General features: G+C 69.2%; 17 protein-coding genes and 1 tRNA gene. 9 read left to right on the top strand and 9 right to left on the bottom strand.

Annotated elements, in window-relative coordinates; all coding sequences use genetic code 11:
- On the top strand, positions 1 to 2,010 hold a 2,010-nt coding region (locus VFZ39_RS00695), incomplete at its 5' end, for an alkaline phosphatase family protein (RefSeq protein ID WP_330863791.1).
- 12 nt (positions 2,011 to 2,022) lie between these two features.
- On the opposite strand, the gene VFZ39_RS00690 is transcribed toward VFZ39_RS00695, so the two are convergent.
- The 3 genes from VFZ39_RS00690 to VFZ39_RS00680 all read right to left on the bottom strand — a co-directional run bounded on the left by VFZ39_RS00690 (position 2,023) and on the right by VFZ39_RS00680 (position 4,697).
- Complete coding sequence (locus VFZ39_RS00690; protein ID WP_330863790.1) at positions 2,023 to 2,928, bottom strand: YhjD/YihY/BrkB family envelope integrity protein; 906 nt, start codon at positions 2,926 to 2,928, stop codon at positions 2,023 to 2,025.
- Positions 2,929 to 2,934: 6 nt separating this feature from the next.
- Positions 2,935 to 4,041: an AI-2E family transporter gene (locus tag VFZ39_RS00685; RefSeq protein WP_330863789.1), complete on the bottom strand. Its 1,107-nt coding sequence runs from the start codon at positions 4,039 to 4,041 to the stop codon at positions 2,935 to 2,937.
- A gap of 233 nt (positions 4,042 to 4,274) precedes the next feature.
- Positions 4,275 to 4,697, bottom strand: a complete 423-nt coding sequence (locus tag VFZ39_RS00680) for a DUF7144 family membrane protein (protein ID WP_330863788.1) — start codon at positions 4,695 to 4,697, stop codon at positions 4,275 to 4,277.
- Positions 4,698 to 4,958: 261 nt separating this feature from the next.
- Here VFZ39_RS00680 and VFZ39_RS00675 point away from each other — a divergent pair, with 261 nt between their 5' ends.
- A complete protein-coding gene (locus VFZ39_RS00675; protein ID WP_422656601.1) occupies positions 4,959 to 5,414 on the top strand; it encodes a DUF7144 family membrane protein in 456 nt (151 codons plus the stop codon).
- A gap of 159 nt (positions 5,415 to 5,573) precedes the next feature.
- Here the strand turns inward: VFZ39_RS00675 and VFZ39_RS00670 are convergent.
- Positions 5,574 to 5,655, bottom strand: a tRNA-Tyr gene (locus VFZ39_RS00670).
- A gap of 83 nt (positions 5,656 to 5,738) precedes the next feature.
- Between VFZ39_RS00670 and VFZ39_RS00665 the strand changes: the two genes are divergently transcribed.
- Both VFZ39_RS00665 and VFZ39_RS00660 read left to right on the top strand, forming a co-directional pair.
- Complete coding sequence (locus tag VFZ39_RS00665) at positions 5,739 to 6,230, top strand: YajQ family cyclic di-GMP-binding protein (protein WP_330863786.1); 492 nt, start codon at positions 5,739 to 5,741, stop codon at positions 6,228 to 6,230.
- 159 nt (positions 6,231 to 6,389) lie between these two features.
- Positions 6,390 to 7,103, top strand: coding sequence for a calcium-binding protein (locus VFZ39_RS00660; protein ID WP_330863785.1), 714 nt, complete (start codon positions 6,390 to 6,392; stop codon positions 7,101 to 7,103).
- Positions 7,104 to 7,178: 75 nt separating this feature from the next.
- Here VFZ39_RS00660 and VFZ39_RS00655 read toward each other — a convergent pair whose 3' ends face one another.
- The gene (locus tag VFZ39_RS00655) at positions 7,179 to 7,814 is read right to left on the bottom strand and encodes a hemerythrin domain-containing protein (protein WP_330863784.1); all 636 of its coding nucleotides are present in this window, start codon (positions 7,812 to 7,814) and stop codon (positions 7,179 to 7,181) included.
- A 133-nt stretch (positions 7,815 to 7,947) separates the two neighbouring features.
- Here VFZ39_RS00655 and VFZ39_RS00650 point away from each other — a divergent pair, with 133 nt between their 5' ends.
- Entirely contained in the window at positions 7,948 to 10,773 is a 2,826-nt protein-coding gene (locus tag VFZ39_RS00650; RefSeq protein WP_330863783.1) for an FAD/NAD(P)-binding protein, read from the top strand.
- Between the two features lie 336 nt (positions 10,774 to 11,109).
- On the opposite strand, the gene VFZ39_RS00645 is transcribed toward VFZ39_RS00650, so the two are convergent.
- The 4 genes from VFZ39_RS00645 to VFZ39_RS00630 are packed head-to-tail and all read right to left on the bottom strand — an operon-like array spanning position 11,110 to position 14,884.
- Positions 11,110 to 12,090 carry a sulfate/molybdate ABC transporter ATP-binding protein gene (locus tag VFZ39_RS00645; RefSeq protein WP_330863782.1) on the bottom strand — a complete coding sequence of 327 codons (981 nt, stop codon included), beginning with the start codon at positions 12,088 to 12,090 and terminating at the stop codon, positions 11,110 to 11,112.
- 58 nt (positions 12,091 to 12,148) lie between these two features.
- On the bottom strand, positions 12,149 to 13,024 hold the full coding sequence (locus VFZ39_RS00640) for a sulfate ABC transporter permease (protein WP_330863781.1): 876 nt from the start codon (positions 13,022 to 13,024) through the stop codon (positions 12,149 to 12,151).
- The gene (gene cysT, locus VFZ39_RS00635; protein ID WP_330863780.1) at positions 13,017 to 13,865 is read right to left on the bottom strand and encodes a sulfate ABC transporter permease subunit CysT; all 849 of its coding nucleotides are present in this window, start codon (positions 13,863 to 13,865) and stop codon (positions 13,017 to 13,019) included. Before cysT ends, VFZ39_RS00640 begins: the two co-directional genes overlap by 8 nt.
- Positions 13,862 to 14,884 (bottom strand): sulfate ABC transporter substrate-binding protein, encoded by a 1,023-nt coding sequence (locus tag VFZ39_RS00630; RefSeq protein WP_330863779.1) that lies wholly within the window; start codon positions 14,882 to 14,884, stop codon positions 13,862 to 13,864. The genes cysT and VFZ39_RS00630 overlap by 4 nt, the downstream gene beginning before the upstream one ends.
- 229 nt (positions 14,885 to 15,113) lie before the next feature.
- Here VFZ39_RS00630 and VFZ39_RS00625 point away from each other — a divergent pair, with 229 nt between their 5' ends.
- The 4 genes from VFZ39_RS00625 to VFZ39_RS00610 all read left to right on the top strand — a co-directional run bounded on the left by VFZ39_RS00625 (position 15,114) and on the right by VFZ39_RS00610 (position 20,570).
- Positions 15,114 to 17,078: a 2-oxoacid:acceptor oxidoreductase subunit alpha gene (locus tag VFZ39_RS00625; protein ID WP_330863778.1), complete on the top strand. Its 1,965-nt coding sequence runs from the start codon at positions 15,114 to 15,116 to the stop codon at positions 17,076 to 17,078.
- The gene (locus tag VFZ39_RS00620; RefSeq protein ID WP_414690246.1) at positions 17,075 to 18,196 is read left to right on the top strand and encodes a 2-oxoacid:ferredoxin oxidoreductase subunit beta; all 1,122 of its coding nucleotides are present in this window, start codon (positions 17,075 to 17,077) and stop codon (positions 18,194 to 18,196) included. The genes VFZ39_RS00625 and VFZ39_RS00620 overlap by 4 nt, the downstream gene beginning before the upstream one ends.
- A 90-nt stretch (positions 18,197 to 18,286) precedes the next feature.
- Positions 18,287 to 19,195 (top strand): EamA family transporter RarD, encoded by a 909-nt coding sequence (gene rarD, locus VFZ39_RS00615; protein WP_330863777.1) that lies wholly within the window; start codon positions 18,287 to 18,289, stop codon positions 19,193 to 19,195.
- A gap of 139 nt (positions 19,196 to 19,334) precedes the next feature.
- Complete coding sequence (locus VFZ39_RS00610) at positions 19,335 to 20,570, top strand: IS481 family transposase (protein ID WP_330863776.1); 1,236 nt, start codon at positions 19,335 to 19,337, stop codon at positions 20,568 to 20,570.
- The last annotated feature ends 69 nt before the right edge of the window (positions 20,571 to 20,639 follow it).

Raw genomic sequence — 20,639 nt, 5'->3', positions numbered from 1 at the left:
CCCTGGTACGCCCAGGCCCTCTCGTACGTCGTCTCCGTCCTGGCTATCGTGCCGGCGATCTGGCTGTGCGACTGGGTGCTGCCGGGCTTCCATGCCGCGGAACCGGGCGGGCCGTTCGCGTTCGCCGCGGTGATGGCACTCCTCAGCGTGGCCAGCCAGCCGCTGCTGGTCGGTGCTGCGGTACGACTCGGCTGGCTGGGGGTCCTGCTGCTGGCGTTCCTGGGCCAGGGGTTGGTCGTGGTCCTGGCGTCCTGGGCACTTCCGGACGTGCGCCTCGACGACCTGTGGACGGCGATCCTCGTCGCCGTCATCGTCGGGCTCGTGAGCACATTGTTGGGCTGGTTCACGAGTGCGGGGACCGCGGAGGTCCTGGTGAGCAGGTTGGTGACGTCCAGCCGACGTCGACCCGCCGTCGTCGACGAGGAGGTCGATGGCGTGGTGTTCGTCCAGCTCGACGGGGTGCCTTTCCCGGTTCTCCAGATGGCGATCACCGCAGGAACCGTCCCGACACTCACCCGGTGGGTGCGGTCCGGCACGCACGCGCTCCACGAGTGGACGCCGAAGCTGCCGGCGACGACGCCTGCCAGCCAGATGGGCATCCTGCACGGGGTGATCGACGGCATCCCTGCCTTCCGCTGGTATGACCGGGCGGAGGATCGGATCCTGGTCGCCAACCGACCGAAGGACGCCGCGGTGATCGAGGCGATGCTGTCCACCGGCAACGGCCTGCTGGTCGACGACGGCGTCAGCATCAGCAACCTCTTCACGGGCGATGCGCCCACCGCAGTCCTGACCATGAGCCGGCGGGCGCGTGGGGACGACACCGCGCGACGTGCGGTGGCGCACTTCGTGGCACACCCAGCCGGCCTGACGCGGGCACTGTCGAGGTCGATCTCCGAGCTCGCGCGTGACCGGTTCCAGACCCGCCGCGCGATCCGACGCGACGTCCAGCCCCGGTGCACGCGGAACTGGGAGACCGCCCTGTTGCGGTCCGTGACCAACGGTGCGCTGCGCGACCTGAACACGATCCTGGTGGCCCAGCACATGTTGCGAGGGACCCGGTCGATCTACGTGGACTACGTCGACTACGACGAGATAGCCCACCATGCCGGCGTGATGCGACCCGAGGCTCTCGATGCCCTCGAGGCTGTCGACGGGGTGCTGCGCCAGCTGGAGACGGTGGCTGCTGCCGCGCCCAGGCGGTACCGGTTCGTGATCCTCTCAGACCACGGACAAGCACAAGGAACGCCGTTCGCCGAGCGTTACGGCGAAGACCTCGCCACGGTGGTGGCCAGGCTCTCACGCAGCCGGGTGACAGCCTCGGACGACGACATCGAGGGTTGGGGAAGAGCTCGCGGGCTCGTCGGAGAGCTGTCGTCCGGCAGCGGTGTCACCGGCCGGAGCATGACCAGCGCGGGGGCCGCCATGGACAGGCGGGACCCCAATCAACCCAACGAGGTCAGTTCCGGGCAGGCGGACGGCGAGGCCTTCCACGTGTTCGGCTCCGGCAACCTCGGGCTCGTGTACGTCCGCGGCGAGCAGCAGCGGCTTGATCGTCGAGCCCTCGACCTGCGCTTTCCGAACCTGGTGGCGGGCCTCGCCGAGCACCCCGGGATCGGCTTCGTGGTCGTCATGGACGACGACGGTCCGGTCGCGCTCGGCCGTGCCGGCTGGCACCGCCTCGACGACGGCCATGTCGAGGGAGAGGATCCACTGATCCCCTTCGGTCCGGACGCGCCAGCGTTCGTACGGCGGGCCGCCCACCGCTCGGAGGCCCCCGACATCTACGTCAACAGCACCGTCGATCCCGGTACGGAGGAGGTGGCAGCTTTCGAGGACCTGGTCGGCTGTCATGGAGGCCTCGGCGGATGGCAGGACCGGGCGTGTGTCGTCGTACCCACCGATGTCCCTTACCCGGCCGAGCGAGTGGTGGGCGCGGACGCCATGCATGTCGCACTGCGAGCCATCCTGCGTCACTGCGGACACCGGCGAGGTGTCCCAGACGAGTAGTGGTGGCTCGGCTCAGGTCGGCGGAGGAGACACGCCGCGGACCCACGCACCCAGTCGTCCGGCGTCGCTCGCGATCACCTGACCGAGCACCGCGGACGCGATGAAGACGAGCGACACGACATAGAGCCATGCCAAGTAGGTGAAGGCCAGTCCGATCGAGCCGTACCGGTCGGCACTCACATCCAGCGCCCGAGGCAGCCACACGTCCGAGGCAGGGCGGACCGCGAGCATCACCACGGCGAACAGTGCTGCGCCGGGGAAGAGACGGCGGGCAGCGACGCCTCCCGAGAGGAGCACCCACGGCACGAACGTGGCCACCACCACATCCCCGAGGACGGACACAGCGATCGGCCAGATCTCGCGCGGTGGCAAGACGCTGGCCTGTTGGCTAAGTGAGTTACCGAAGATCACAGCCAGGGTGAGTACCACGACCACGGCGAACCACCGCCAGGCCGAGCGCAGGCCGGTCCTCGGCCGGGGGACTCGCCAGATCGCCGCGAACGCGCGCGTCAGGGCACGCGACAGACTGGTCGCAGAGATGAGGACGAGCAGCGTGCCCGCGATCCCGAACGCGGCGGTGTCCGCACCTTGCACGGCTTCGTCGATGACCGAGCGCGACTGGTCCGGCATCCCCAGGATGTCGGAGATCCTGCTGCTGTCTCCCGCGCTCGCCCACGTCGCGGCCAGGATGAGGATCGGCAGCACCGACGTGAAGAACTGGGCGGCGATCGTCATCGCACGGTCGAAGACCTCGAGGCGCAGGAAGGCATCGGTGGCGCGGATCAGGGTCCGCCCCAGCCAGCGCGAGAGGATCCGCGTCAGGGGGACACGCAGCCGAGGCGGGAGTCGCCGCAGCACAGCCTCCACCCGTTCGGCCGCGAGTGTCTCCGGGCCCGACTCCTCCCAGGTCTCGTCCATGGCTGGTCAGTCCGGGGGGGCGGGCTCAGGCCGCATCGGTTCCCCGGCTGGTGCGGGTTTGCCCGAGATCAAGGGCAGTGCCCACGACGCGCCAGGATCGGCCTCCACAAGCAACGCCCTCATGAGCAGGCTGAGGGGGACCGCGAGGAGCGCAGCGAGGGGACCCAGCACCCAGGTCCAGAAGACCAGCGACAGGAAGGTCAGTGTGGGCGAGAGCCCGACCGTGTCACCGACCACGCGGGGCTGGATGATCGACTGGATCACGAAGTTGATGACGCTGTAGAGGGCGATCACCGTGAGCATCAGTCCAGGCCCGTCCTCGAGCAGCGCGATCAAAGCAGGCGGGATCAGACCGATGACGAAGCCGATGTTGGGGATGAAGTTGGTGACGAAGGCCAACACGGCCCACGCGAACGCGCCCGGCACGTCCAGGAGGTACAGGACGACCCCGTCGATGACGGCGACGATCAGCCCGAACACAGCCGAGACGCCCATGTAGCTGCGCGTGCCCTGCGTGAAGTGCGCGAGGGCCGTTACCGGGTCGGGGAAGCGATCTGCCAGCACGGCAAGTCCGCGACGCAACCCGTTGGTGTCGAACGCCATGAACAGCAGAACGGTGAACAGGAACAGCAGGTCGCTCAGGACACCGAGGGTGCCGGAGAGGAGGGACCCCACCAAGCTGACCAGCTGACCGGGATCGATGGCGTTCACCATCCGGTCGATCTGCTCCTGGTCGACGCCGAGCGTCTGCAACGCGCCGCCCAGGTCGGTCACTCTCTGGGTCAGCTCGGAGGTGTACTGAGGGATCAGCGTGGCGAGCTGGGCTACTGAGAGGGTGAGTGCCAGGGTCAGCACGAGGATCAGGAGATAGGCGCAGACGAGCATGACGACCGACACGAGCCACGCTGGGAGTCGCGTCCGTTCGAGAGCCCGACGGACCGGGTGGACGGTCACCGTGATCACCAGAGCCAGGAAGACCGGAGTGATGATGTCCGCCACCGATCTCATGCCGGCCAGCGTGATGGTCAGCGCGGCAGCGCCGTAGAGAAGCGTCAGGGCGAAGGGCCGGCTCCGTGGCGACGTACGCCGACCCGCTTCGTGGTCAGCGTTCATCAAGCCTCCTGCGGCTGTTGGTGGCCACCTGGACCGGCGAAGGGAGACGGACGCTCTCGCACGCACCCACCATGGAAGCGCGCCCCGTCGCCGTCCGGATCACTCGAAGCAGGTGAGTCAGGCACCACGCACCAGCCGATGATCGTGACCAGCACAGAGCGACCGCTGCGGCGTCCATGTACCGCGTTCCTGGTCGTCCGCGGCCACGATCGTCGGCCGGCTCGCGACGTGGGTCAGTAGGTGGCTCTCATCTCGAAGTCGCGGCCGTGAGCTGCCAGCGCCCAGATCACGAAGACGTCCAGCGCGATGATGAGCATCGACCAGAACGGGTAGTACGGGATGAAGGCGAAGTTCGTCAGCGCGCTGCCGAGCGCCAACACGATGCCGACGACCCGGCCCCAGGTCTGACCCGCAAGGACTCCGAACCCACCAGCAACCACCACGATCCCGAGAATCACGTGGATCCACCCCCACGTGGTGGGGTCGAACTCGAAGATGTAGTTCGGGGTCGTGACGTAGAAGTCGTCCTGGGCGATCGCGACGAGGCCCACCAGGGCCTGGAATGCGCCGGTCATGATCATCATGACGCCGGCGAAGGTGATGAATCCGGTCGCCAAGCGGCTCGCGCGTGACTCAGTCGTCCGTTGTTCGACCATGCTGTGCTCCTTTGTGCCGTTCTCGGCTCCTCCGTGGAGAGCGCCCCACACGTCCATGGAACCGCCTGTGGAGCCGACCCCGAATCCCTCGCGCCTGATGAGTTGCGACCACGGCCGGGACCGGTGGTCGACGACGACGGAGCGACTGCAGGTGGAGCGTCCGACGGAACCGGGGCGACTCCTGTCTCACCCTCACGGGATGAGGCGGCCTGACGTGGTCCGGAACGACGCTGGTCCCGGGTCCGTCAGAAAGGGATCGACATGTCCGACACAGCTCAAACCGCGGGTAACACAGGCTCTGGGCAGTCCTATCAAGGTGTTCAGCCCACACCGGTCACCGGCTGGGCAGGATGGATCGCCTTCGCCGCTGCCATGATGCTCCTGCTCGGGGTGTTCCACCTGATCGCGGGACTGGTCGCGCTCTTCAAGGACGACTACTACGTCGTCGGCAGCAGCGGCCTGGTCCTCAGCGTGGACTACACGGCGTGGGGCTGGATCCACCTGCTGGGCGGCGGCGTCATGTGCGCTGCGGGTCTCGGCCTGCTCGTCGGTCAGATGTGGGCGCGAGTGGTCGCGGTCCTGCTGGCCATGCTCAGCGCCATCGCGAACCTCGTCTTCCTGGCCGCGAATCCGATCTGGTCCACGATCATGATCACTCTCGCGGTGCTCGTGATCTGGGCTGTGACTGTCCACGGCAGTGAGATGAAGAACGCCTAGCCACACCACAACCGCCGGGGCGGAGGACGGCAGACAAGAGGGTTCTGCCCTCCACCGTCCCGGCCCCGACCCCGGAACGTGGTGCTGCACGGCCCGAGGTGATGAAACGAAGAACCCCCACCGCGAGGTGGGGGTTCAGCGCCTGGAGCTTCGTTCCAGTGGCAGGTGAAGGATTCGAACCTTCGAAGGCAAAGCCGACGGATTTACAGTCCGCTCCCATTGGCCGCTCGGGCAACCTGCCGGGTGTCGGCCCCGATGACACCGGGCTACGACGAGACGCAAGAATAGCGTCCGTACGACGCAGACCCGAAACCGGAGGCACCCATGGCCGACTCCTCGTTCGACATCGTGAGCAAGATCGACCGGCAGGAGGTCGACAACGCGCTCGGCCAGACCGCGCGAGAGATCGCGACCCGGTTCGACTTCAAGGGGACCGGCGCCACGATCGAGTGGAAGGGCGAGCACGCGATCGAGATCACCGCCTCCGCCGACGACCGCGCGACCGCCGTCCTCGACGTGTTCAAGCAGAAGCTGATCAAGCGCAACCAGAGCCTCAAGATCCTCGACGCGTCCGAGCCGCGACAGTCCGGCCAGGAGTCCAAGATCGGGATCGCCCTCAAGGAGGGCATCTCGTCGGAGGACGCCAAGAAGGTCAGCAAGCTGATCCGGGACGAGGGTCCGAAGGGTGTGAAGACGCAGATCCAGGGCGACGAGCTGCGGGTGTCGAGCAAGAAGCGCGACGACCTCCAGTCCGTGATCGCGCTCGTCAAGGAGCAGGACTACGACTTCGCGGTGCAGTTCACCAACTACCGCTGAGGTCGTCCCTCGGGTCCGCTCATCAGGCGGCGCCCTCCGCAAGACTGCGGAGGGACACGAGACGACGGACGGAGGCATAGTCGAAGAGCCGCGTCCAGCCGGTCGCAGGGCCTCAGTCCTTGCGGTCGCTGGTCCGTTCCGCACAGGGGGTGGCTTTCGATGCTCAGTAGCGACGCCAGGGGCAGCTTGCTCTCCCACCAACGATGGCGCAGGCACGCGACAGCGGCGATTGCTGGGCTACTGCTCCCGCTCGTCGTGGTGAGTGTCGCCGGTGAAAGCGCCTCTGCCGCGGACATCTGGGGAACCGCGAAGGCCGACGACCTGCGAGGCACGACTGACCGCGACTGGATCCGCGGCCGAGCCGGAGCCGACACGATTCGGGCGCGCGACGGGTGGGACATCGTGGAGGGCGGCCGTGGCGCTGACACGATCTACATGGGCCCCGGACGTTCCTTGCACGGCCTGATACAAGAGGAGGTTCTTGCGGGCGCGGGGCGCGACGTCGTCTATGGGCAAGCCGGCGCAGACGATATCGAAGGCCAGGGTGGCAACGACATCCTCATCGGCGGTCGCCGTAATGACCAGCTACGCGGCGACGAGGGGCGCGACATCCTTGTGGGAGGGCCACATCGCGACCATCTCGAGGGAGGCGCTGGGAGCGATCGGATCTGGGGCGGCCACGGCCGGGACTGGTCCGAGGAAGGTGATCCTGGACGTGACTGGTTGTACCTGGGCGCCGACAACGACAAGGTCTGGGTCGAAGCAGACGGGAGCGTCGACCTCATCGACTGTGGTCGTGGGACGGACCGAGTGTTCATCGAAGTCGAGCTCGACCCCCTGGACACCTTCGTCGACTGCGAGGAGATCTCCTGACGGGGTGTGTGATTGATCCCAGGTCGTGTCCCTGAGAGTGCGCAATGGCGCACTCTCAGGCACACGAGGCGTTGATCAGCGCCAGACGGGGGCGACGTCGCGGTAGTAGGCACGGCCGGCGATCCGGCTCAGTCCCCACAACACCGGGCGGGGCACATAGCTGCGGAGAGCCCTGGCGTTCTCGTCGTCGATCCCGTCTTGCACCCACGCGAAGAACCGGCCACCGATGGAGATCGAGGGCGGCTTGCGGAGCTTCTTCTCGACCGCCTTCCACTCCGGCGTCTCCATCCGCTCCACGATGATCGGCATGACCTCCTGCTCCTCGTGCTCGAGGTGCCGGTTCGTCACCTCCGCGGCTCTCGACACCCGCTCGGCGGCCGCGTCCGCCGCTCCCCGGGTCGGAGTCGCGACCAGCTGGTCGATCGCGTCGGTGGCGGCCGTCATCGCCTCGGCCATCGTCACGTGCTCGGCCTCCATCGTGTCGGCCAGAGCGGGGTCCACGGTGCCCAGCGACCGCAGGTAGGGCCAGATGTGGGTGTCCTCGCTGTGATGGTGCATGTGTAGCAGCTCCCAGAGGCTCGCCCACGCCCGCCGCAGGTCGCGCGCTCGCTCGCGGTCCCCCTCTTGGAAACCGCCTAGCGCTGCCTCCATGCGCGCCAGGTCGCGCCGCACCGCGGCGTGCGTGATCTCGTTCATCGTGATGGTGGCCATGGCTCCCCCTCTGTCCGCGCCCGACCTTAGGGCCCGCCGCGCTCCGGCGGAAGAACCGTGAGGCGCCCGGTGCCCGGTCTGGCTGCCGGATGAGATAAAGTCAAGTGAACTAGTCGACTTAAAGGGGTGTGAGGTGCCGAGCTCGAGCTGTCCGCGGGTCGTCGTCGTCGGAGCGGCAGCGTCCGGGACGCTGACCGCGATCCACCTGACCCGGCTCGCGGGACGCCGCGGCGCAGCCCTGGAGATCCACCTCGTCGACCCGGCTGACAACACCGGGCGGGGCGTCGCGTTCGGAACCACCGACGACCGGCACCTGCTCAATGTGGTGGCCGGCAACATGAGCGCACTGCCGGAAGATCCCGGCCACTTCGTCGTCTGGCGGGCCCGGCAGCACTCCGAGGACACCACCTCGCCGCTCGACTTCGCACCCCGGCGGGAGTTCGGCCGCTACCTCGAGGAGACGCTGAGTGACGCGCTCGCGGCTGTGCCCGACGTACGGCTGCAGCGCCACCGCTCCCGTGCCACGGCGATCGGTCGCACCCGCTCGGGCGTGCTGGTCCGCACCTCCGACGGGCACCTGCTCGATGCCGACGCCGCTGTGATCGCCACCGGGCTCGACGCGCCGAGCACCGCGTGGGCGCCCGAGGATCTGGTGGCCTCCCCGTTCTTCGTGCCCGACCCCTGGGCGCCGGGCGCCCTCGACGTCGTACGGCGTGACGCGACCGGCCCGGCCGCGCTGCTGCTCGTCGGCACCGGTCTCACGATGGTGGACGTCACGCTCAGCCTGGCCCACCTCGACGGGCGGCCCGGTCGCGCGGTGCACGCCATCTCGCGCGGCGGGCGGCTCCCGCACGTCCACGCCGACGTGCCCGGTCTGGCGGCCGTGCCCGACGTCGAGTCGTGGGGGTTCACCCTCGAGGCGCTGCGTGTCCAGGTCGCCGAGCACCTGCGCTCGGTCGAGCACGCGACCGGCGACTGGCGCCAGGCCGTCGACGGGCTGCGGGTCCACACCGCGACGCTGTGGGGGCGGCTCGACGAGACGGACCGGGCGGAGTTCCTGCGCCACGACGCCAGCCGCTGGAACGTGGTGCGGCACCGGATGGCCCCCGAGAGCATGGTCGAGCTCGACGCCCTCCGCGACAGCCAGCGCCTGACGATCGACCCGGGCCGGATCGAGGCCTGCGAACCGCTGCCGCGAGGCGGACTCCGCGTCACCTTGAGCGACGGCACCTCGCGCGAGGTCGGCTGGGTGATCAACTGCACCGGTCCGGACTCCGACGTGCGCAACGCCGGTGACCCGCTGGTCGAGGACCTGCTCCGCACCCGGGCCGGCGGCACGCTGGCCGTGGCTGCGACGGCCGGCATGGGGTTCCGGACCGTGCGCGGCCGGCTCGTCGACGAGCACGGCCGTGCGGAGGCGCCGCTGTGGACGCTGGGCGCGCTACGACGCGGCGAGCTCTGGGAGTCGACTGCGATCCCCGAGATCCGCGCGCAGGCCCGCGCGGTGGCCCAGGACCTGCTCGACGAGGTCGCGCCGATGCCTCGCACCCTGGCCGACGGCCGGATCGTGGGCGGCCACCATCCGATCGCCCGCCCGCGCGACCCGCTCGGCCTCGCGCTGTCGACGACGGCGGAGGCGGCGGCGTCGTACAACCTCGGGCTGGACCGGGTGATGCGGCTGCAGTCCGGCGGCGAGGACCTGATCCGTGAGGCCGTGGCGCTCGACCCGGGCTTCGCCGTCGGTCACGCCGCGCTCGCGATGCTGGGGCACGAGGCGGGCGCGGACTGTGACGTCGAGGCGTCGCTCGCCGCCGCGCAGGAGGCGGCCCGCCGCCGCGCCGACGAGCGCGAGCGGTCGTTCGTGGAGGTCGTCACCCGTCGCGTCGCCGACGTGCGCGGCTCGGGCGCCCAGGCGCTGGTGTCCCACCTCGCCCAGTTCCCGCGCGACGTCCTGGCGGCGTCGGCCGCGGTCCCGACGATCGCGTTCTCCGGGGTCACTGACGTTCAGCAGGAGGCCTGGGAGCTCGTCGAGGGACTCGCGCCGGCGTACGGCGACCACTGGTGGTACATCTCGCTGCTGGCGTTCACGCGCCAGGACCAGTCGCGCTTCGACGAGGCGGGGATGCTCGCGGAGAGCGCGCTGTCGTGCGAGCCGGCGTCCGGCCACGCCGTGCACGCCCAGACCCACGTGCTCTACGAGACCGGCCAGCACGAGGGAGGTCGGGTCTGGCTCGACCACTGGGTCGCCGAGAGCGGTCGTGGCGCGAGCCACCGGGCCCACTACGCCTGGCACGCGGCACTGCACGAGCTTGCGCTCGGCGACACCGAGGCGGTCCGGCAGAGGTACTACTCCCAGCTCGGGCCGGGTGCGGTCACCGGCGTCCGTGCGCTGGTCGACTCCGCGTCGCTGCTGTGGCGGTGGCGCGTGACCACCACCGACTGGGACCCCGGCCTGGCGCACGGCCTGCCCGGGTCGTCCCCCGCGTTCGTGGGCGAGGCCGCGCCGCCGCCGGTCGCGCCGCTTCTGCCCGGTATCGACCAGCCGCTGCTGTCCGCGCCCGAGACCCCGTTCGTCGCGACTCACGCCGCGCTTGCGCTAGCCGGTGACCACGACCTGGTCGGCCTGGCCGCGCTCGAACGGCACACCCGGACCGCGTCCGACCCGACGATGCGCACCGTCGTCGCGCCGTTCTGCGCGGCGCTGCTCGCGGCGCTCGAGGAACGCTGGGAGACCAGTTGGCGAACCCTGGCCGACCTGCTGCAGGTGCTCCCACGGGTCGGCGGCTCGGCGGCGCAGCGCGAGGTGGTCGAGGAGACGCTGCTGCTCGCCCTGGTCCACGACGGCCGCGCCGAGCAGGCGCTGGAGCTGCTGGACCGCCGGCTCGACCGGCGTACCTCGCCGCTGGACCGGCGCCGTCGGCACTCGATCGCGACGCCGGTCCCGCTCACCTCTGCCTGACCCAGAGCGGCCCGACGGGGTCCTGTTGGCGGCTTGAGCGCCGAGTGAGGCGTCCGATGGATGGCTCGACGTGGGGTACGTGGCGGGGCTGAGGCTCGCTGTCCGCTCGCCGTTTGGACACAAACGGCAGCAACACGCCGACGCCCGATGCCGTATGTGCCCATTCGAGGGGCTTCGCGGCCCCACGCGGAGCTGCAGGCCCGAGCGATCCGGCCCTCGCTGGACGTGCCTCACCGTTTGGACACAAACGGCACCGACACCGACACCCGATCCCAGTCTCGGCCAGCCACGTGCAGGCTTCCCCGGCTCAGCGGGGAAGCCTGCACTCCCCGATCCTCAGGCAGACGCCTCCGCCATCGACGGGACCGACGCGGCTCCGGTTGCGGGGGACAACCACACCGTGCGGCCCTCCTGGACGCCGAGGGCGGAGGCGTGGGCACGGGTCATCACGACCGAGACTTCCTGGCCGGCCACGGTGTGGACCTGGAGCCGGACCTCGAAGCCGATCCGCAGCTGCCGGGCCACCGTGCCCTCGATCGCGCCGGCGAGCTGCGGCGTGACCGACACGTCGATGTCGTGCGGGCGCAGCCGCATGTCACCGAGGTTCGTGACCTCGCCCAGGAACGACATCACGAAGTCGTTGGCGGGCCGGTCGTAGAGGTCGTCGGGGGTGCCGACCTGCTCGATCCGGCCGTCGTTGATGACCACGATCTCGTCGGCGACCTCGAGCGCCTCCTCCTGGTCGTGGGTGACGAACACCGTCGTCACGTGCACCTCGTCGTGCAGCCGGCGCAGCCACTCGCGCAGCTCCTTGCGCACCTTCGCGTCGAGCGCGCCGAACGGCTCGTCGAGCAGCAGCACGGACGGTTCGACGGCCAGCGCTCGCGCCAGCGCCATCCGCTGCCGCTGACCCCCGGAGAGCTGCGAGGGCAGCCGGTGCGAGAACTGCGACAGGTGCACCAGCTTGAGCAGCTCGTCCACCCGGGCGGCGACCTCGTCCTTCGGTCGCTTGCGGATCTCGAGCCCGAAGGCCACGTTCTTCGCGACCGTCATGTGCTTGAAGACGGCGTAGTGCTGGAACACGAAGCCGACGTTGCGCTTCTGGGCCGGGAGCCTGGTGGCGTCGAGACCCTCGATCGAGATCGTCCCGGTGTCGGCCGACTCCAGCCCCGCGATGATGCGCAGCAGTGTCGACTTGCCGCCGCCGCTCGGGCCGAGCAGTGCCGTCAGCTGACCGGTGGGGATGGAGACGGAGACGTCGTCGAGAGCGACGAAGTCGCCGAACTTCTTGCCCACCCCTTGTACTTCGATGCTCATGGTGCAACCCCTTTGTGTGACCCGTTGTGTGGAAGGCGAGCCGTGCGCTTGAGACGGCTCATCGGTGGCTCTTCGGTCGGATGATCGCGACGATCACGATGCAGGCGACCGAGACCATCGCCAGCAGGAACGCCGTCGCGTACGCGCCCTGCTGGTCGAAGTTGAGGTACTTCTCCTCGACGACCAGCGTCGCGGTCCGGGTCTGGCCCAGCACGTTGCCCGACACGACCTTGACCGCGCCGAACTCGCCCAGGGAACGGGCGAGGGTGAGGACGACGCCGTAGACGATCCCCCACTTGATGGAAGGCAGCGTGATCCGCCAGAACCGCTGCCAGCCGTTCGCTCCCAGGCTCGCGGCCGCCTGCTCCTGCTCGACCCCCACTTCCTGCAGCACCGGTACCAGCTCGCGGATCATCAGCGGCAGCGCGACGAAGGTGGTGGCCAGGATGATGCCGGGCGTCGAGAAGATGACCTGCAGTCCCGCGCTCTCCAGACCCGGCCCGAACCAGCCGTTGCGGCCGCCGTACACGAGCACCAGCGCCAGACCCACCACGATCGGGGAGACGGACAGGGGCAGGTCGAGCAGGGCGTTGAGCGCCCGTTTGCCGGGGAACTCGTACCGCACGAGCAGCAACGACATGGTGACGCCGAACAGCGTGTTGATGACCACCGACCAGACTGCCACGAGGGCGGTCAGCCGCAGGGCCACGACCACGTCGGGGTCCTCCATCAGCAGCCGCAGCGACGTCATGCCGTCGTCGAAGGTGTTCACGGCGACGAGAGACACCGGCCACGCGACCAGCAGGAACAGGTAGCCGGCCACCACGATCCGCAGCAGGTACGTCGTGAGGCTCTTGCGCTGCCGGCGGTTGATCGTGCGCGGGGTCGGTGGCGGCGGTGCCATCTCGACCTCACGCGTGAGTACGTCAGCCACGAGCCGCCACCCTCCGCTGGATGATGTCAAGGGACACGATCACGAGCAGCGAGATGACCAGCAGCACCGTGGCCACCGAGGCCGCGCCCACCAGGTTGTCGTTCTCGATGCTGCTCATGATCCGGACCGAGGTGACCTCGGTCTTGAACGGCAGGTTCCCCGACAGGAGCACGAGCGAGCCGTACTCGCTCACGCCGCGCGCGAAGGAGAGCGCGGAGCCCGCTGCGATCGCAGGCGTCAGGCTCGGCAGGACCACCCGGCGGAACGTGGTGAACCGGCTCGCGCCCAACGACATCGCGGCTTCCTCGACGTCTTGCTCCAGCTCCTCGAGCACCGGCTGGACCATGCGCACGACGAACGGCAGGGTGACGAACAGGAACGCCACGAAGACCGCGGGGCGGGTGTTGGCGATGTCGACACCCAGCGGGCTGTCCGTGCCGTAGAGCGACAGCAGCACCAGCCCGGCGACGATCGTCGGCAGCGCGAACGGGATGTCGATCAGCACCTCGAGCACCGACTTGCCCCAGAAGCGGTCACGGACCAGCACCCACGCGATCATCGGCCCCATCACCACGTTCACCAGCGTCACGCCGAGTGCGGTGAAGACCGTCAACCGGATCGCGGCCGCGGTCTGCGGGTTCGTGATGGTGGTCCAGAACGCGCCCCAGCCCCCCTCCGCCGCGGTGACGACCACCGCGGCGAGGGGGATGAGCACGAGCAGGCTGAACCAGATCATCGCGACCCCGAGGGCCACGCCGGAGGACGGCGTCAGCGTCGAGCGCGGGTCAGCCCGCCGCGGCCTGCGCGACGGGCGACCCACCATCGTGGTCGCGGAGGTCATTCGATGGAGTGCCCGGCGTCGAGGATCGCCTTGGTGACGAGCCCGTTCTCCTCGTCGAAGAACGTGGTCGACACCTCTTCCCAGCCCCCGAAGTCCTCGTCCACGGTCAACAGGTTGGTGACCGGCGGGAACGGGTCGCTCGGGTCCTTCGCGCCCTCGACCGTCCCGCCGAAGTCGACGTCGTCGCGGATCGGGCGGAAGCCCTTGAGGGCGAACTGCTTCTGACCCTCGTCACTGAGGACGAAGTCGAGCCAGTCCTGCGCCACCGGCGTGGCGTCCTTCAGGATCGCGCCCGCGTTCTCGATCAGGAGGGTGGTCTCAGGGATGATGTACTCGAAGCCCTCGCCGTTCTGAGCAGCCAGGATCGCCTCGTTTTCGTAGGCCATCAGCACGTCACCGGTGCCACCGAGGAAGGCCGTGGTGGCGTCGCGCCCGCTACCGGGCAGCGAGACGACGTTCTTGAAGAACTTGTTGGTGTAGTCGACAGCGTCCTCCTCGGTGCCGCCGGACTCGATCACCTGGCCGTAGGCGGCCAGCGCGTTCCACCGTGCCGCGCCGGAGGACGCCGGGTTCGGCGTGACGATCTCGACACCCGGCTTGACCAGGTCGTCCCAGTCCTGGATGTCCTTCGGGTTGCCGTCGCGGACGCCGAAGACCACGACCGACGTGGAGACGACGCCCTTGTTCTCGCCGTCGTCCCAGGTGTCCTCGACCTGGCCCGAGTCGACCAGTCGGGTGACGTCGGTCGGCACGGAGAAGTGCACGTAATCGGCCTCCAGCCCGGCCTCGACCGCGCGGCTCTGGTCGCCCGACGCGCCGTACGAGGTCTGGAACTGGACGTCCTTGCCCTCGTCGGTCTTGTTGAACTCGGTCGCGATGGCCTTGTTGGCGGCCTCGGGCACGGCGAAGCCGACGATGTGGATGGTCTCCCCGTCGGCACCGGCACCACCTGCGCTGGAGCAGGCGGTCAGCCCGAGGGCGACGGCCAGTCCGGCCGCGACCTTGAGGTGGAGCTTCATGGTGCGTTCTCTTCTCTGTCTGTGGTGGTGCGTGTGCCGAGCCACACGCTTCATTAGTTGAGTAGATTACTCGACTTGATCCGAAAGGATGCCATATCCGGAGAACGTGTCGCACATCGGGGTCCGGTGGGGGAGATCACGTCGATTCCGCGCGGGCGGCGACTATCGTGGAGGGGGTGCCCGTCGCGGCGCAGACCCGGGCGACGGGAACCGAGGAGGAACAACCGACGTGGCCAAACAGGTCAAGCAGCTCGACCGCGTGATCATCCGTTTCGCGGGCGACTCCGGAGACGGCATGCAGCTGACCGGCGACCGCTTCACGCAGGAGTCGGCGGCGTTCGGCAACGACCTGTCGACCCTTCCCAACTTCCCTGCCGAGATCCGCGCCCCTCAGGGCACGCTGCCGGGGGTTTCGTCGTTCCAGGTCCACTTCGCCGACCACGACATCCTCACGCCCGGCGACGCCCCAGACGTGCTGGTCGCGATGAACCCCGCCGCGCTGCGAGCCAACCTCGGGGACCTCCCCAAGGGAGCGACGATCATCGTCGACACCGCCGACTTCACCCCCCGCAACCTCACCAAGGCGGGGTACGCCGAGAACCCGCTCGAGGACGGCTCGCTCGACGAGTACGCCCTGCACCCGGTCGACCTGACCGGCATGACGGTGGAGGCGGTCAAGGAGTTCGGCCTCTCCCGCAAGGACGCCTCACGGGCGAAGAACATGTTTGCGCTCGGGCTGCTCTCCTGGCTCTACGGCCGGCCCACGGAGTCGACCATCGCGTTCCTGGAGAAGCGGTTCGCGAAGGTCCCCGACATCCGCGACGCCAACGTCACCGCGTTCAAGTCGGGCTGGAACTTCGGCGAGACCACCGAGACGTTCGCCGTCACCTACGAGATCAAGCCGGCGCCGATGTCGACCGGCACGTACCGCAACATCACCGGGAACCTGGCGCTGTCCTACGGGCTGATCGCCGCTGGCGTGCAGTCGGGGCTGCCGGTGTTCCTGGGGTCCTACCCGATCACGCCGGCCTCGGACATCCTCCACGAGCTGAGCAAGCACAAGTCGTTCGGCGTCACCACGTTCCAGGCCGAGGACGAGATCGCCGGCGTCGGCGCCGCGATCGGCGCCTCCTTCGCCGGCAGCCTCGGTGTGACGACCACGTCCGGTCCGGGGATCGCGCTGAAGTCGGAAGCGATCGGGCTCGCGGTCATGACCGAGCTGCCGCTGCTGGTGATCGACGTGCAGCGCGGCGGACCGTCCACCGGCCTGCCCACCAAGACCGAGCAGGCCGACCTCTTGCAGGCGATGTTCGGCCGCAACGGGGAGGCTCCGATCCCGATCGTCGCGCCTCGCTCACCGGGCGACTGCTTCGACGCCGCGCTCGAGGCGGCCCGGATCGCGATCACCTACCGCACGCCGGTGATGCTGCTCTCCGACGGGTACCTGGCCAACGGGTCCGAGCCGTGGCGGATCCCGGAGCTCGACGACCTGCCCGAGATCGACCCGGCCTTCGCCACCAGCACCAACACCAGCGGCACCGGCAAGGACGGCGAGGAGAAGGCCGAGTTCTGGCCGTACTTGCGCAACGAGGACACGCTGGCCCGGCCCTGGGCGATCCCGGGCGTCGCCGGGCTCGAGCACCGGATCGGCGGCCTGGAGAAGGGCGACGGTCACGGCAACATCTCCTACGACCCCGCCAACCACGACTTCATGGTGCGCACCCGGCAGGCCAAGGTGGACCGGGTCGCCGACTCGCTGCCGCCGACCGAGGTCGACGACCCCGGCGCCGAGGACGGGAAGGGCGCCAAGGTGCTCGTGCTGGGGTGGGGCTCGACGTATGGCCCGATCGGCGCCGGAGTACGCCGGGTCCGCAAGGCCGGCTACCAGGTCGCGCAGGCCCACCTGCGACACCTCAACCCGTTCCCGGCCGACCTCGGCGACATCCTCGCCCGGTACGACAAGGTGCTGGTCCCCGAGATGAACCTCGGCCAGCTCTCGATGCTGCTGCGGGCGAAGTACCTGGTCGACGCGATCGGCTACAACCGGGTCCGCGGCCTGCCGCTCAAGGCCGCCGAGCTCGCCGAGGCGATCGGTGAGCTGGTCGCGCAGGCCGAGGGCATCGAGGTCGACCTCACCACCCATCCGATCGACAGTCCGAGCGACGACCAGATCAACGAGGAGGCTCTCTCGTGAGCACCACTGACCTCGGCATCCCGGGCCTGCGCTCGGGCGTGGAGTCGGTACCGACCACCGACCAGCCCCAGACCGGCAAGGAGTTCACCAGCGACCAGGAGGTCCGCTGGTGCCCCGGCTGCGGCGACTACGCCGTGCTCAAGGCGGTCCAGGGCTTCCTGCCCGACCTCGGGCTGCGCCGGGAGAACATCGTGTTCGTCTCCGGCATCGGTTGCTCGAGCCGCTTCCCCTACTACCTCGACACCTACGGCATGCACTCGATCCACGGCCGCGCGCCGTCGATCGCCACCGGGATCGCCACCGCCCGGGAGGACCTCTCGGTCTGGGTGGTGACCGGCGACGGCGACGCGCTGTCGATCGGCGGCAACCACCTGATCCACGCGCTGCGCCGCAACGTCAACCTGACGATCCTGCTGTTCAACAACCGGATCTACGGCCTCACCAAGGGCCAGTACTCCCCCACCAGCGAGCCCGGCAAGATCACCAAGTCCACGCCGATGGGGTCGCTCGACCACCCCTTCAACCCCGTGTCGCTGGCGCTGGGCGCGGAGGCCACGTTCGTGGCGAGGACCATCGACTCCGACCGCAAGCACCTCACGGCCGTGCTGTCGGCGGCCGCCGCTCACCGTGGTACGTCGCTGGTGGAGATCTACCAGAACTGCCCGATCTTCAACGACGGCGCCTTCGACGCGATCAAGGACCGCGACACCAAGCAGGACGCGATCATCCCGCTCGTCCACGGCGAGCCGATCCGGTTCGGCGTACCGACCGAGACCGGCCGCGCCACCAAGGGCCTGATCCGCGACGGCGCCACCGGCGGCGTCCGGGTCGTCGACGTTGGCGACGCGCCGGGGCAGGTGTCCGAGTCCGGGCTGCTGGTCCACGACGCCCACGCCGAGGACCCGACGACGGCGTTCGCGATCTCGCGGCTCACCGACGCGGGCTACCTCCACCAGGCGCCGATCGGGATCTTCCGACAGGTCGAGCGGGCGACGTACGACGACCAGGCGCGCGCCCAGATCACCACCGCTCGAGGCGGGCTCGGGGAGGCTTCCGAGGAGGACCCACGGGCGCGGCTCGGTGCACTCATCAGCGCCGGCGACACCTGGACCGTCTGACCGGGTAGGCCTGCGCTGTCTCCGCGGGCTCCCTGTCCGCGGCGGCACCCTCGGTGCCTGTCATGAGTGACCAACGAGTACGGTGATGACGTGATCGACGAGCGCCGTGGCTTCGGGTACGGCGTCGCGGCGTACGGCCTCTGGGGGATCTTTCCGCTGTACTGGCCGCTGCTCGAGCCGGCCGGCGCGATCGAGATCCTGGCGCACCGGATCCTGTGGTCGCTGCTCACGGTGGTGCTCGTCGTGCTGCTGCTGCGCCGTACTGCCGCGGTGCGGGCGGTGTTCGCCGACCGGCGGGCGCGGCTGATCCTGCTCGGTGCAGCCGCGGTGATCTCGGTCAACTGGGGCGGCTACATCTGGGGGGTCAACAACGACCGGGTGGTCGAGACCTCGCTCGGCTACTTCATCAACCCGCTGGTGACGGTGCTGATGGGCGTGGTCGTGCTCGGCGAGCGGCTACGACGGCTCCAGTGGCTCGCGGTGGGACTGGCGGCGGTCGCGGTGGTGGTGCTGACCGTGGACTACGGCCGACCGCCCTGGATCGCGCTGCTGCTGGCGTTCTCCTTCGCGACGTACGGGCTGTCGAAGAAGCAGGCTGGCGTCGACGCGGTGGAGAGCCTGGCCGTGGAGACCATCTACATCGCCCCGGTCGCCGCGGCCTACGTCGGCTGGCTGGCGTGGCAGGGCTCGTCGTCCTTCGGGACCGAGGGACTCGGCCACGCCGCACTCTTCACCACGACGGGCATCGTGACGGTGATCCCGCTGCTGTGCTTCGGGGCCGCGGCGATCCGGGTCTCGATGGTGACGATCGGGCTGCTGCAGTACATCGCACCGATCCTGCAGTTCGGGATCGGGGTGCTGGTGTACCACGAGCCGATGCCCGCGAGCCGCTGGATCGGGTTCTTCCTGGTCTGGGTCGCCCTGGTCGTCTTCACCTACGAGGCGGCCACCCACCTGCGCAGGCAGCTGCGCGAGACGGCGGAGTCGGTCGCGTTGTGAGCCCCCTCCTCAGCGTCGCGTGTGCCTGAGAGTGCGCTACAGCGCACTGTGAAGGCTCAGGACATCGCGGACAGAAGAAGTCTCATGACATCGCGGACACTTGACCGGTTCGCGGTCTGCCTGGTGTTCAGGGTGGACCGTGGCCAGAGATGGAGTCGCGGTGAGTCCGCAAGTGGCGGCGGCGGTGGCCCGGTACGTCGAGTCGATGGGCTCGCCGGCCGGATCCGTACCGAGGGTGAACGTGCGGGCGGAGTGCCGCACGCTGGGGATATCGAGGTCGACGTTCTACAAGTACGTCGAGCGTTTCGGGGTCGAGGGGGTCGATGGTCTCTTCCCTCGGTCACGTCGTCCGCTGAGCACTCCTGGGCGGCTCTCGGCCACGTGTGAGGACGAGCTGGTCCGGGCCCGCAAGGAGCTCATCGATGAGGGCTGGGATGCCGGCGCGGACCAGATCCGGTTCCGGCTGCAGGCCCAGATCGAGGCCGGTGCCGGTGTGTGGCCGGTCGGCCGGCCGCTGCCCTCGCGGGCCACGATCAACCGGGTACTGGAGCGTCGCGGACAACTGGTGAAGGTCCCGCAGCGCCGACCGCGGTCAGCGAGCCGACGGTTCGAGGCCGACCGGCCCAATCAGCGCTGGCAGATGGACGGCTTCGAGTGGTCCCTGGCCGAGGGGCACGGCGTGGTGGTGCTGCACGCCATCGATGACTGTTCCCGGTTCGAGATCGCCTTGCAGGTCGCGCGCAGCGAGAACGCCGAACAGGTGTGGCAGACCCTCACCATCGCCGCCGGTCGCTACGGGCTGCCTGCGGAGATGCTCACCGACAACGGCACCGCGTTCTCGGGCCGGCGCCGGGGCTGGACCAGCCCGCTGGAGGCGAACCTGACCCTGATGGGCGTACGCCACATCACCAGCAGCATCGGGCACCCCCAGACCTGCGGAAAGGTCGAGCGGGCCCACCAGCCGGTCCAACGCTGGCTGGGCAAACACGGCCCCTACCAGACCCTCGAGGAGCTCCAGACCGCCCTGGACACCTACCGGCAGCGGTTCAACAACGAGCGCCGCAAGACCCATCTAGGCGGCCTGACCCCCGCCCAGCGCTACGCGTTGGGCGCCAAAGCCGTCCCGGCCGGCCCCGGTGAGGAGCCACTACAGGTCACCCAGGGAAAGGTCGCCGCCAACGGCACCGTGACGATCCACCGCACCCGCGTCGGGATCGGCCGCCCGCACGCCGGTAAGACCGTGACCCTGTTCCGCCGCGCCAACCGCGTCACCGTCTTCGACCGCAACACCCTGATCGTCGAGTTCGACCTGATCTCCCGATCCGGCTACCAGTCAGCCAACCCATCGACTACAAAGGTGTCCGCGAAGTCCTGAGACATATGTGTCCGCGATGTCCTGAGACACAACAGTGCGCCATGGCGCACTCTCAGGCACACGCCGCGG

It is taken from the genome of Nocardioides sp. (assembly GCF_036374615.1).
Lineage (GTDB): Bacteria > Actinomycetota > Actinomycetes > Propionibacteriales > Nocardioidaceae > Nocardioides.
The sequence above is the reverse complement of the archived record's forward strand: the minus strand, read 5'-3'. Positions and strand labels throughout refer to the sequence as shown.

Bases quoted from the DNA above. Each gene is read 5' to 3' on its own strand.
- VFZ39_RS00645 (WP_330863782.1), bottom strand. From the start codon at position 12,090: ATGAGCATCGAAGTACAAGGGGTGGGCAAGAAGTTCGGCGACTTCGTC.
- VFZ39_RS00675 (WP_422656601.1), top strand. From the start codon at position 4,959: ATGTCCGACACAGCTCAAACCGCGGGTAACACAGGCTCTGGGCAGTCC.
- VFZ39_RS00630 (WP_330863779.1), bottom strand. From the start codon at position 14,884: ATGAAGCTCCACCTCAAGGTCGCGGCCGGACTGGCCGTCGCCCTCGGG.
- VFZ39_RS00660 (WP_330863785.1), top strand. From the start codon at position 6,390: ATGCTCAGTAGCGACGCCAGGGGCAGCTTGCTCTCCCACCAACGATGG.
- VFZ39_RS00685 (WP_330863789.1), bottom strand. From the start codon at position 4,041: ATGAACGCTGACCACGAAGCGGGTCGGCGTACGTCGCCACGGAGCCGG.
- VFZ39_RS00690 (WP_330863790.1), bottom strand. From the start codon at position 2,928: ATGGACGAGACCTGGGAGGAGTCGGGCCCGGAGACACTCGCGGCCGAA.
- VFZ39_RS00680 (WP_330863788.1), bottom strand. From the start codon at position 4,697: ATGGTCGAACAACGGACGACTGAGTCACGCGCGAGCCGCTTGGCGACC.
- cysT (WP_330863780.1), bottom strand. From the start codon at position 13,865: ATGACCTCCGCGACCACGATGGTGGGTCGCCCGTCGCGCAGGCCGCGG.
- VFZ39_RS00655 (WP_330863784.1), bottom strand. From the start codon at position 7,814: ATGGCCACCATCACGATGAACGAGATCACGCACGCCGCGGTGCGGCGC.
- VFZ39_RS00665 (WP_330863786.1), top strand. From the start codon at position 5,739: ATGGCCGACTCCTCGTTCGACATCGTGAGCAAGATCGACCGGCAGGAG.